7 protein-coding genes are annotated in these 11,855 nt (G+C 67.9%); 1 reads left to right on the top strand and 6 read right to left on the bottom strand.

Translation table 11 applies throughout. From position 1 onward, the window contains the following. Nucleotides 1-8: 8 nt before the first annotated feature. Complete coding sequence (locus tag METLW3_RS0100645; protein WP_024878098.1) at nt 9-1,472, top strand: class I SAM-dependent methyltransferase; 1,464 nt, start codon at nt 9-11, stop codon at nt 1,470-1,472. A gap of 16 nt (nt 1,473-1,488) precedes the next feature. Here the strand turns inward: METLW3_RS0100645 and METLW3_RS26660 are convergent, their stop codons facing one another. From METLW3_RS26660 to tagF, 6 genes are all read right to left on the bottom strand, one after another. Then, nucleotides 1,489-4,308 (bottom strand): caspase family protein, encoded by a 2,820-nt coding sequence (locus METLW3_RS26660; RefSeq protein WP_024878097.1) that lies wholly within the window; start codon nt 4,306-4,308, stop codon nt 1,489-1,491. 456 nt (nt 4,309-4,764) lie between these two features. Continuing rightward, on the bottom strand, nt 4,765-6,096 hold the full coding sequence (locus METLW3_RS28680) for a hypothetical protein (protein ID WP_024878095.1): 1,332 nt from the start codon (nt 6,094-6,096) through the stop codon (nt 4,765-4,767). Nucleotides 6,097-6,103: 7 nt separating this feature from the next. Beyond that, nucleotides 6,104-7,837 (bottom strand): hypothetical protein, encoded by a 1,734-nt coding sequence (locus METLW3_RS0100625; RefSeq protein ID WP_245267193.1) that lies wholly within the window; start codon nt 7,835-7,837, stop codon nt 6,104-6,106. 662 nt (nt 7,838-8,499) lie between these two features. Beyond that, on the bottom strand, nt 8,500-10,302 hold the full coding sequence (locus METLW3_RS0100620) for a serine/threonine-protein kinase (protein ID WP_024878093.1): 1,803 nt from the start codon (nt 10,300-10,302) through the stop codon (nt 8,500-8,502). 64 nt (nt 10,303-10,366) lie between these two features. Then, the gene (locus METLW3_RS0100615; protein WP_024878092.1) at nt 10,367-11,167 is read right to left on the bottom strand and encodes a protein phosphatase 2C domain-containing protein; all 801 of its coding nucleotides are present in this window, start codon (nt 11,165-11,167) and stop codon (nt 10,367-10,369) included. Beyond that, nucleotides 11,164-11,850, bottom strand: coding sequence for a type VI secretion system-associated protein TagF (tagF, locus tag METLW3_RS0100610; RefSeq protein WP_024878091.1), 687 nt, complete (start codon nt 11,848-11,850; stop codon nt 11,164-11,166). Before tagF ends, METLW3_RS0100615 begins: the two co-directional genes overlap by 4 nt. Nucleotides 11,851-11,855: the final 5 nt, after the last annotated feature.

The raw sequence follows: 11,855 nt of genomic DNA, 5'->3' as shown, positions 1-11,855 counted from the left end.
CCATTCCCATGACGAATGTCTATGACGAGCAGGACTATCCTTATGCTGTCCGCCATTGGACGCATCCCACGCAGCTCGGCGCTCTTTCGCAATTGATGGGGCGGCCCGCGGCGCCGTTTCAGGACTGCCGCGTGCTGGAGATCGGCGCCGGCGATGGCGTCAATCTCGCCAGCATGGCGATCGGCGCGCCGCGCGCGCAATTTATCGGCGTCGATCTCTCCGAGCGCGCCGTCGCCGCAGGACGTGAGCTGACGGCGGCGGCGGGCGTCTCTAATCTGCGGCTCGTTTGCGCCGATCTGCGTGATTTCGAAGCCGAGCCGCAATCCTTCGATTACATCATCGCGCATGGCGTCTACGCCTGGGCGCCGAAGGTCGTTCAGGATGCGGTGATGGCGCTGTGCGGGCGGCTGCTGTCGCAGCGTGGCGTCGCCATGATCAGCTATAATGCGCTGCCGGGATGCCGCTTGCGCCAGGGCCTGCGCGACATGCTTCTCAGCGCCGTCGCGGGAATAGTGGAGCCAGAGCGCAGAATCGCCGCCGCGCGCGCGACGGCGAGCTTCTACGCCGAGCAATGGTCGACGAGCGACAACGCCTTTCGCAAGGCGCTGGCGCTGGAGGCGCGCGATTTTCTCGGCCGGCCGGATGGGCTCATCTTCCACGACGAGCTCGGCGAGATCTATGATCCGCAGCTCTTCTCCACTGTCGTCGCCGCGGCGCGGGCGCATGGGCTCGATTATCTTTGCGACAATGACCCCTCGCTGGTGGGACATGCGCTATGGGAGAGCGAGCTGTGGAGCCAATCCTTGCCGCTCACCGGCGGCGATCAGATCGCCTATGAGCAGGCGCTCGATTTCGTCGAGACGCGGTTTTTTCGTCGCAGCCTGTTCTGCCGCGCCGGCGCGCCGCTGGAACGGCGCTTCGCGCCGGAGCGTCTTTCCGGTCTCTATCTCGAGGCGCCGCTCGAGCCCTTCGTGGACGCCAGCGTCTCCGAGGGCGAATACGCTTTCAAAACGGCCGGAAAGGGTGAGGTCTCGACGCGCGATCAGGCTTTCGGAGCGGCCATGCGCCGGCTCGGCGAGGCCTATCCGCGCGCGCTCGCGATCGACGAGATCGCGGCCGAGCCCGCGGCGCGCTCGGCGCTGCTGCGGCTCTTTGCGGGCAATATGGCGCGCTTGGCGACGGAGCCTTTTCCTGTCGGGCGCAAGCCGGGCGAAAAGCCTTTCGCCAATCCGCTGGCGCGCGCGCAGGCGCGGCTCGGCCTCGGCTCGGTGACGAGCTATCGGCATTCGCAAGTCGCGCTCGAGGGTGATGACACGCGCCGTTTTCTGGCGCTGCTCGACGGAACGCGAACGGTCGACGATCTCACCCGCGCAATGTCTGGCGAGGCGGAGGAGAGCCGCACGCGCGCGCAGGTGGAGGCGGCGCTCGCGACTTTCGCGATGTGGGGCCTGACGCGCGATCCTCACGCCTGAGCGACGAATCTAAAAATCAGAAGCCCGGATTATGCGACCATGAGAGCGGCTTCGGCGTCGCGGCGACGGGGGCGGCGACCACGGCCGGGGCCGCCGGACGCGCTGGGCGGGCGACGACCGGGCGCTCGACGGGGGCGCGCTCGCGCAGATGGCGCGGGGCGACGACCGGCGCAGCGATCTGATTGCGCTTGCCAGCCCGCGTCGGACGCGCCGGCTCCTCGTTCTCTTCCTCATGACGACGCGCATTGTGCTTGGCCGGCTTGGCGGCCGGAGCCGCCTCCTCGCGGGCGGCGTCCTTGACCGGCGCTTCCACGGGCTTGGCGGCGACGGGCGCGGCCTGATGCGGGCAGACGATCTCGGTCTGGCCCTGCAGCTGCGCGACCAGCTCGTCGGTGAGGCGCGTCGGCGCGGCCTCGCCCTTCTTGCTCGCATAGGCGGCGAGGGCGGATTTGGTCGGCTCGTCGAGCTTGCCATTGGCGGCGGCCGCATAGCAGCCGAGCGTCTTCAGCTGCGTCTGCGCGGTGCGCACGCGCGTCTCGGTCGCGGCGACGGCCTTGTCGAGATCGCCGCGCGCATCGGCGCAGGAGAATTTGCGGCCGCGCAGCGCGCCCAATTTCTGCTGCGCGTCGAAGCTCGTCGCATCGACGTCGGCGACGCTCTTGCGATCGGCGGCGCAGGCGCCTTCCAGCTCGGCGATCTTGCGGCGGGCCTCGGCGCGCGCCGTTTCGCAGCTCATGCCGTCGAGCGCGGCGCGCAGGCCTGAGAGATCGCCGGACTTGCCGTCCAGCGCCTTACGATCCGCGTCGCAGCTCTCCTTGGCGAGGCGCTGCTTTTTCTCGAGCTCGGCAGCGAGCGCCTTGCCGTCCTTGCGCACATCCTCGCAAGTGGTCGCCAGCACGGCGGCGCGCAGAGCGATGAGGTCGTCCGCCTTGGATTGCAGCGTCTTGCGCTCGGCGTCGCAGGTCTGGCGGGCCAGCGTCTCCTGCTCCTCGAGCTTGGCGAGGCGGGCTTTTGCATCGTCGCGCGCGGCGTCGCATCTCATGCCCAGCGAAGCGGCGCGCAGCCGGGCGAGGTCGCCGCCCATTCCGGCGACGCTCTTGCGCTCGGCGTCGCAGCTCTGCCCTTCGATGCGGATCGCCTTGCTCTCCAGCTCGGCGACCAGAAGATTGGCGTCATTGCGCACCGCCTCGCAGCGCATTTTGGCGGCGGCGGATTTCAGCGCGGCGACATCGCTCACGCCGGCGGCGCCCAGCGCCTTGCGGTCGGTGTCGCAAATATCGCGCTCGCGGCGCTCCTTCTCCTCGAGACGCGCGAGCACGAAACGCGCGCCTTCCAGCGCGGCGGCGCAGCTCATGCGGCCGACGGCGGCGCGCAGGCCGGGAAGATCGCTCGGATCGACCGCGGCGAAAGCCTTGCGCTCGGCGTCGCAGGTCTCGCGCTCGCGGCGCTCCTTCGCCTCCAGCGCCGCGACCAGCGGCTTGGCTTCCTCGATCGCCGCGCGGCAGGCCAGGCGGCCGGAAACGGCGCGCAGGCTGAAAAGATCGTCGCGCGCAACCGAATGCAGCGCCGCGAGATCGGCGTTGCAGATCTCGCGCTCGCGCTGCTCCTTCGCCTCCAGCCGGGCGATGAGATCGCCGGCGCGGCGACGCGCGTCGGGGCAGCTCATTTTCGCCGAGGCGGCGCGCAGGCCGGCGAGGTTGTCCTCGCCGAGCGCGCCGAGCGCTCTATTGTCGGCCTCGCAGCTCGCCAGCTCGCGACGCTCTTTCTCCTCGGCCTTGGCGACGAGCGTTTCGGCGCCCTTGCGCGCGGCGTCGCAGGAGAAGCGCCCGGCGGCGGCGCGCAGGCGCGAAAGATCAGCGGGGGCGATCGCCTCCAGCTCCTTTTGCTCGGCGTTGCAGCGCTGCACGCTCTCGAAGAGATCGAGCCGCAGCTGCGCGTCGCGCGCGCGGGGCGAGGTCGGATAGAGCGTCAGCACGCTGCGGAAATCGGCCGGATCCTGCGTCTTGGAGGCCTTCTGCCAGGCGCGCTCGGCCATCTCATCCGGGCTGAGGAAATAAAAGTCGCCATAGATGCGGCTGGAGATTTCCGGCGACTGCTTGCCCTTGGTCGTGCGCGCGACATCGTCGCTGACGAGGTTGAACAGCCGGCGGATCTCTACCTCCGGCGCTTTCAGATTCTTGAGCAACGCCTCGGCGAAGGGGCTGTTGCGGCCGGAGCCGTCCAGCGCCACCTCATGCGGTGCGGCCGCATAGGCGACGAGAATGCCCTTGGCGCCTTTGTTCACCGCGACGGCCATCCGCTCGAGGCCGCGCGGCAGCATTCCGCCGTCGACCGAGCGCGAGGCGGTGACGAGACTGTCGAAGGGATTGTTGCGGCAGGCGTCGAGGATGAGAATATTGACGCCCGCGGATTTCGACAGCGCGAGACGCACGCGGTCCATGTCCAGCGCCTTGAACTCGACATCGGCGACGTCCTTCACGGCGATGTCGGTCGGCAGCAGATAATTCTTGCCCTCGTTCTGCACGCCATGGCCGGCGTAATAGAACAGCGCGACATCGGCGCCGGCGGCCTTGCGCGAGAAATCGGCGAGCGCGCCGTCCAGCTGCTCCTTGCGGGCGTTGACGAGCGAGATGACCTCGAAGCCGAGGTCCCTCGCCAGAGTCTCGGCGACGTCCTTGGCGTCGTTGACCGGATTTTTCAGCCTGGCGATGTGGTCATATTCGGCGTTGCCGAGCACGAGAGCGACGCGGCGCTCTGCGAAAGCGGGAGACGCGACGACGGCCGCGAGAGCGAAGCTCGCGAGGGCAAGGACGAAATTTTTCCAATGCTTCGTCATTTCGCCAACGCCGGTTAGACGGCAGAATGGCTGTCAAATTAGCAGCCCGTTCCACCTCTCGCAACGATGCTTACAGGAAACGAGGCGACGACCATGTGCGTTCTCGCACAGGTCGATCGTGTGAGCGCTATCCGTTTGTCCGTGTGAACCAGCTTCCGGGGCCACGCCAACCGATTTCGGTGAAAGCGCCGGAAAGGAGGCCCTTGTCTCGCAGCAACTCGAATATTTCCGCGGGGGACCATTCCCGTCCGACGGCAAAGGCGCCGCCGGCCTTTCGAATCTCGGCGAAAAGGGCGGCTTTCGCATCGTCGTCGGCCGTGGCCACCACGAGATTTCCGCTCTCGATCGTTACCGAATATCCAGCTTGAGCGAGGGCGTTTTTGAAGTCGTCCGTCGGCGATGCGATCACGACGTCGTCTCCGTCGGCGCGCGTGACATGAGGTGGCGTCGTGGCTGTCATTGGACGAGAACCGTTGTTAGAGTCTTGACTGTGGCCGAGTCCGTCGTTGGGATCGAGTCGACGACGATTTCCGGTCCGCCGCCGGGCAAATGCCGGCCGGGACCGAGGAAGAGCGAATTGCCTTCCAACGGGCTGCGGGGCGCGAGATTCGCGACGTCTTCCACTCTACGGATTTTGAATCCTTTCGCCAGCGAGCCCGGCTCGAGCCCCATTGCCTGCTCCAGAGCAGCGGCGCGTTCCTTCGAAATGGTCGCCACCGATCCCTTCGCCTCTCCGATGACGCTCGAAATCGCTTCTCGATCGGTCAGATACGTCCCATTGCGGCCGATGGTCGGATATCTGTCCCAGCCGATCGGACTCACATTGTATCCGACGTTTTCATCGAGAAGCTTCTGCTGACGCAGCCGGGCCGCCGCGACTTTCGCTGTCGGCTTTGGCGTTTCCGATTGCTTTGGCCGTGACGGCGGGTGTTCCGTTCGCGCCGGCCGCTCCTCGAACCTCTCCGCCTTCGGCGCCCTCTCCTGCGGCGTGTTGCGCAGGCTCGGCTTTTTCTCGGTCCAGCGCGCGGCTTTTTTCGTGGCGCCATGGGTCAGCGCGGCGATCAGAACGGCGATTCCGAGCTTCGTCACACCTTCCGCGAAAATCGCCGCAGCCTCGTCGAGCTGCGTCACGCTCTGCGCCATGCGGATCAGATCGAGCGCATGGAACAGCGCATGCAGCCCACCCCAGACCTGCGCGCCGCCGAAATAGAGGCCGGCGGCGAGCAGCACCGCGTCGATCGCCTCGCCCGCGCCGAAAGCATGGGAGATCGCCCAGAGCGCCAGCACCTCGACCGTGGTCGCCAGCGCTTTGGGTTCGATGAGCTCTGCGAAGGCCTGCTTCGTCGTTCCGCTCAAATGGTTCGGAACGAGGCGGAGCGTCGCCGCCAAGCGTTCCTGCAAATTCATTCCCGTGACATTCGCGCCCGTGACATTCGCGCCGGCGGGACTCGCGCTGCCCGGCCCGGCGGCGGCCGTGGAGACGCCGAGGCCCTTGGCGCGATCCTGGACGACGAAAGCCGCCAGCGCGCCATTGCGGCTCATGCGCGCGACGCGATCGATCAAAGCGTGATCGTCGGCCTCGCGAATGCGCGCGCCCTCCTCCCGCCAAAGCGCGAAGGCGCGGCGCAGCGCATCGGCGCCCTCGGGATCGGCGAGCGCGAGGCGCAGCCGGCGACGCACCTCATATTCGCTGACCAGCGCGCGGCGGTCGCGGCCGGCGAGGCCCGCGAAAGCGGAGCGCGGGCCGAGGATCAGCGTCTCCGAGCCGGTGCGCAGGCGCAGGATCATGCCGCTCTCACCGCGTCCGCGTCTTGACCGCGCCCTTGGCGGGCTTCTCGGCGCCGTTCTGATCCAGCGTCTCGGGTTTTGTCTTGCCCATGGGCGTCGCCGTGGCGACGGCGGCGACCGGCGACGGCGCGCTCATATCATTGGCGAGGCCGCGAAAGCGCACCGGCCGATATCCGCGCGCCAGCAAGGAAGCGAGCGGATAGATGTTGCGGCACACTTTGCCATTGCAGCCGCCGGTCGAGGATTCGATCACCTCGGCGCGGCGGTCCGGCGTGAAGCGCATGAACAGCATCACATGCGAGCCCGGCTTGTTGAGCGCATCGCCCGGCAGCAGGTCCCAAGGATTGCTCAATTCGCGCGAAATGGCCGGAATGGCCATTGTGGTGAAATGCGTCGAGAGCCCCCAGCAGGCGCTGACGAAAGCCGAGCAATCGACGCCGGCGACATCCGGCCGCGGATCGTTGCGGGTGCAGACATTGCCGGCGAGACGGCCGGCGCCGATCGCCGCCGCTATGCGCGGCAGCGCGCCATGGCAGCCCCAGCAATAGGGAATGCCGACGACCTCCTGTCCCAGCTTGCCATGCAGATAGCCCGGCCGGCGGATGCGCGCGAAGCCGCTGCAAGAGCGGTCCGGGTCTGCGCCATAAGAGCCCGCGTTGACGCGCCAGCGCACATTGGCGAATTGCAGCGCGGTCTGCACGACCTGCGCGCGGTCGAGCGGACGCATCGCCGCCGTCGCGCCCTTGCGCTTGCCGAAATCGGTCAGCGCGTAAGAGGGAATCGCGGGCGCCGGCGGCGCGAGATCGATGACCTGCCCATTCTTCATCGGGCGGAAGCCGACGCCGAGCAGATCGACCGCGCCTTTGCGCGTCCGCAGGAAATAGACGTCGCCCTCCGCCGAGACGGTGACGAAGCGCCGCGACAGGGCGACCTGCTTGTCCAGCGGCAGCTCATAAACGCCCTCGAGCGCGCCGTTGGAGGCGTAGCGGGCGACGAAGGTCGAGGGTTGGTCGGTCGCGTCTGTCGGAATATTCTCGCCCAGCACGAAAATGCGGCCGCGCTGATCGACATCCAGCAGCTCCACCGAGCCGATGCGGCTGCGCACCTGCATTTTGAGCTTGGCGAGCGCCGCCCCATCCTTGATCTGCAAGGAGATGGAGACGCCCTTTTTGTCGAGGGCGTTCACATCGGCCACCACCTGCCCGCGCCCATGTGAGGCGATGGTCTGCCGCGAGCGCATGGGCTTGCCGTCGCCGAGGCTGCGTGTCGCGGCTTCGTCGCCGATCTCCTGCGAGCCGGTCTGCGCGAAGGCGGAGAGCGTCGCCTCATCCGGCGCGGCGACCGAGCGCGTCACCGCGAGGTTGCGCGTCTGCGCATCCTCCGGCCCGGTCGCCTGCAAGGCGCGCGGGCCTTCGTCCCACACATAGATCGTATCCTTGGCGACGACGATGTCGGTCGGCCGCAGATCGTTCGGCAATTCGAGCGAGCGCGTCGCCTCGGCGGGCTTATGCGGATCGAAGCGCAAAACGCGGCCATTGACCTGATCGAGCAGATAGATCTCGCCTTCCGCGCCGGAATAGATTGCCTGCGGACCTTCGATCTCGGTGTCGGCGCCGGCCTCCACCACGCCGACGGAAGCGGCGTCGCCGCCCTGGCGGAAGCTGCGGATGAGCGCATCCTCCGCGAGCGCGCTTCCGTGCAGCAGAGCGAGCGTCGCCAATGCCAGAAGGGGCGAGCTCACCCTCCCCTTAAGGGGGAGGGTCGGACCGCGAAGCGGTCCGGGGTGGGGTGAGACCCCGAGACTGGGGAAGCACCCCCTCCCGAGCGCCTTCGGCGCTCGACCTCCCCCCTCGAGGGCTATCGGATTCGCACATCGCGAAACGCTGCAGCCGTCATGGCCGGGCTTGTCCCGGCCATCCACGCCAAGCAGCTGAGAAATCGTGGGAAAACGCCCGCTATCAACGGATTCATCCCACGGACGCCCCACCGGAGCTTCGGCGTCACGCCAAGCTTTCAAGACGCCTCGGCGTCCTGGCGTGGATGGCCGGGACAAGCCCGGCCATGACGTCGCGGGGGCGAGGGGGAGGTGGAAACGCCTCTTCGAGGAATGGTCGTCGCACGATTGATCGGCCGGCGCATGTCCCCCTCTCCCCGCGAGCGGGGAGAGGGATGGGGTGAGGGGCTCAGGGCGTGAGGCGCAGCGGAAAACGCCCCGGCCCCTCATCCTCACCTTCTCCCCGCATGCGGGGAGAAGGAAGGCGGCCAGCGCCGCGCGATCGATCGGAAATCCTGTCACTGATCGCGCCATGAGCAACCTCCGCCCGGCGCAGCGCCGGAAAATGCGAATTCCAAACTCCGAGGTCGAAAAATCTCGGGGCTATTCTTCGCCGGCCCCGGCGGCGTTCAGCGCCCCGAGACCAGCAGCACATATTTCAGCGCCACCGCCGGAGGCGGCGACGCATTGGCGAGCTCCTCGGCGAGCTTCGCGAACACTTCCCTAGCGGTCGCCGCGCGGGCGGCGCCGGCCAGGGAAATGGGCGTCGCGCCGGCGATCGCCACCAGCAGCACCGGGCCGGGCCTCGTGGCGCGCAGCTCCATCGCGAAGTCGCGCCGTCCGGGCTCCTGTCCGAGCCGAGCGCTGAGATCATTCACCAGTCCGTCGTCGTCGACTATGAGAAAACGCACATGTTCGGCGCGCGTCTCGATCGCGCCCTCGAGCTTGTCGCCGCTGCGCTGCAATTGCGTGCGCGCGACGTCGAAGCGCAGAGGCTCGCGCGTGGCGAGAAATTTCTTGGCGAAGCCGAGCGCCGGACATTGCGGCGCCGTCACTTTGCGCACGCCGATCGCGGCCGGAACGCCCATCGCGTCCTTGAAGGATTTATCGAGCGCGTCGAAGGGCTCGCGGCCGCGGCCATAGCCGTCGATCTGCACCTCGCCGGCGGCGATGTCGCCGACGACCGCGAGGAAGCAATCGCCGCCGTCGAAATCACGCGCATATTCGCGCAGCCGCACGAAAGGATCGGGCCGAGTCTCGACGAGCTCTTGCGGCGGTTCGGCGTTGGAAGCGGAGACGTCTGTCGTCGTGGTGGTCTGGACTTCGGTCGTCGTCGCAGGCTCATCGTGATGAAGATAGCGCCAGCCGCCGAAGCCCGCGGTGGCGAGCGCGACGACGCCGAGGAGAGAGCCCAAGAGAACGCCGAGGCGCCGAGGCTTTTCCGCCTTCGTCGGCGAGACGGGTTTCGGCGGCGCGAGAGGAACGGAGCCGATCGGTACCGGAATCGGCAGCGGAACCGGGGCGAGCGTGGAAGATTGCGCGCGCGGCCCACGCGGCGCGAAGACGGTGGAGCCGCGCTCGTCGGCGTCGGGCGCCCAGGCGGCGAGCTCGGCCATGCTGCGTGGCCGCGCCTCGGGGTCCGGTTGCAGCATTGCGGCGATGATCGGCCGCATCATCGGATCGATGGCGGAGAGATCGGGAAGGACGCGGCGGCGCTCGATCACCTCCACCTGCGTGCCGTCCATCGGCAAAGGCTTGCCGATGAGGCAGGCCGCGAGCACCAGGCCGAGACTGTAGATATCGGAGGCCGCGCGCACATCGCCGCCGAAGAGGCCGAGCTGCTCCGGCGAGACATATTTGTATTTGCCGGCGAATCCAGAGCCGATCACCGTGCTGTCGCCGACCCGCAGCGAACGGGCGATGCCGAAATCGATGATGCGCGAGCGGGCGATGCCTGTCTCCGGCACGATGATATTATCCGGCGAAACGTCGCGATGGACGAGATTTTGCTCATGCGCGGCCTGCAGGCCGGCGGCGATGCGGCGCATCAGCGCGAGAACCTGCGCCGCCGGCAGCGGACCGCGGTCGAGAATATCGGAGAGCGGCTGGCCCTCGACGAACTCCATGGCGAGATAATGCCGACGGAGCTGCGGCTCCAGCGTGAAGCCGAAATAGCGCACGATCGCTTCGTGATGGATGCGGCGCAGCGCCAGCGCCTCATTGCGGAACATGGCCAGCACGGCCTCGTCGCCGGCGAGCTGATCGCGAATGAGCTTTATGGCGACCGTGTCGCCGGTCTCTATCTCATGGCCGCGATAGACATCGCCCATGCCGCCCGCCTTCAGAAAGGCGTCGATCTCGTAATTGGCGTTGAGCCGCGCGCCCGGCGGCAGGGCGCCGTGGATCGATTGGACATCCGGCGAGTAAGACATGTGATCGCTCTGAAATTCCGGCTCTCGCATGAGCATGAATGATAGGTGGTCCGCGTGAATGTCTTCAACGCGGCCTCGTCGTTTCTCTGGACTCCTCCCGTCCCGGACGCAAGCGGGTCGGCTCCTCCTCCTGCTGCCGATAGGCGGCGACGAGCACGGTGACATTGTCGGTCCCGCCACGCGCCAGCGCCAGATCGATCAGCGCGCGGCAGGCCTCCTCCGGCGCGCGGCCGCTGGCGAGGCCGGCGATCTCCGCCGCCGTCACATGGCCGGTGAGCCCGTCCGAGCAGAGCACGAACATATCGCCCTCGAACAGCTCGCCATTGACGAAATCGAGCGCCAGCGTCTCGCCGGCGCCGACCGCGCGGGTGATGACATTGCGGCGCGGCCAGTTGCGCGCCTCCTCGGGCGTGAGCACGCCATCGGCGAGCAGCTGCTCGGCCTCTGTGTGGTCGATGGTGATCTGAACGATATCGCCGCCGCGCAGAAGATAGGCGCGGCTGTCGCCGGCCCACAGACACGCGTAATAGCGGTCGAAAGTCAGCAGCATGACGACGGTGGAGCCCATCGTGCCGACCCCGCGCAACGCCGCCTGGCGCTGGATATCGCGATGCGCGCCTTGCAATGCCGCCTCGCATTGCCGGCGCAGCTCCGCCGCCGCGCCCTGTGGCGCGACGCGGCTCAGACTGTCGACGACCACAGCGCTCGCCGTCGCGCCAGCGGCGTGGCCGCCCATGCCGTCCGCCACGGCGAAAAGGCCCATATGCGGCTTGGACAGGAAATTATCCTCATTCTCCGCGCGCACCCGGCCCTTGTCGGAGAGCGCGAAGGCGCGCATCGGGCGAAGATCGGCCATGCCGCTCATTGCTCGCTCGCCGCGGGCGTGAAGCGGCCGGTGATCATGGCGGAGAAGATCGCCGGATCGGGCATGCCGGTCGAAGCCAGCGCGTAAGGCTCGAAACCCTCGCCGCCTTGCGTCCACCAGAAGCTCTGATCGGCGACGGTGCGGGCGCGGGCGAGCGCCTCGCGGGCGGAGCGGCAGGCTTCGCCGAAGCCCGCCTCGCCGACGCGAGCCGCGGCCGCCCTCGGCGTGACGAGACGCGCCTGCGGCTGCTCCAGCGCCGGCGCGGGCAGAGTCTCCAGCGATTCCAGCACCGATTCGAAGGCGACGCCCTGCTCCAATGTCGAGAGCAGGAAATCCTCGAGCGTCGCGAACCAGAGGTCCTGCGGATCGGCCTCGGGCGGCGGCAGCGCCTCGCCCGCCTCGGCGAAAAACGCGACGCTGAGCGGGAAATAGCGACCGACGCCATCCACCGACGGCATGAAGGCGCCGAGCGTCGTCACGCCGCCGCAGAGCTGCGGGCCGAGCCAGAAGCGCCAGATGGGCGCGGTGAGATAGGCCGCCTGCCAATCGCCGCCGAGCTGCGCGCGGCTGGAGGCGACGCCGCTTTGAATCCACGGCTCGAAGGCCGAGAGAAAGCCGCGCGCCGCGCCCTGGGACACGAAATCCCGCTTCGCCTGCAGCTTGCCGAACAATCCGCGCCGCATTCCAC

Source organism: Methylosinus sp. LW3 (assembly GCF_000527115.1).
Classification (GTDB): Bacteria; Pseudomonadota; Alphaproteobacteria; order Rhizobiales; family Beijerinckiaceae; genus Methylosinus.
Note: the sequence above shows the minus strand (reverse complement) of the source record. Positions and strands in the feature narration are given on the sequence as shown.

Excerpts from the sequence above, each read along its gene's own strand:
- METLW3_RS0100645 (WP_024878098.1), top strand. The coding sequence starts at position 9 with ATGACGAATGTCTATGACGAGCAGGACTATCCTTATGCTGTCCGCCAT.
- METLW3_RS0100620 (WP_024878093.1), bottom strand. The coding sequence starts at position 10,302 with ATGTCTTACTCGCCGGATGTCCAATCGATCCACGGCGCCCTGCCGCCG.
- METLW3_RS28680 (WP_024878095.1), bottom strand. The coding sequence starts at position 6,096 with ATGATCCTGCGCCTGCGCACCGGCTCGGAGACGCTGATCCTCGGCCCG.
- tagF (WP_024878091.1), bottom strand. The coding sequence starts at position 11,850 with ATGCGGCGCGGATTGTTCGGCAAGCTGCAGGCGAAGCGGGATTTCGTG.
- METLW3_RS0100615 (WP_024878092.1), bottom strand. The coding sequence starts at position 11,167 with ATGAGCGGCATGGCCGATCTTCGCCCGATGCGCGCCTTCGCGCTCTCC.
- METLW3_RS26660 (WP_024878097.1), bottom strand. The coding sequence starts at position 4,308 with ATGACGAAGCATTGGAAAAATTTCGTCCTTGCCCTCGCGAGCTTCGCT.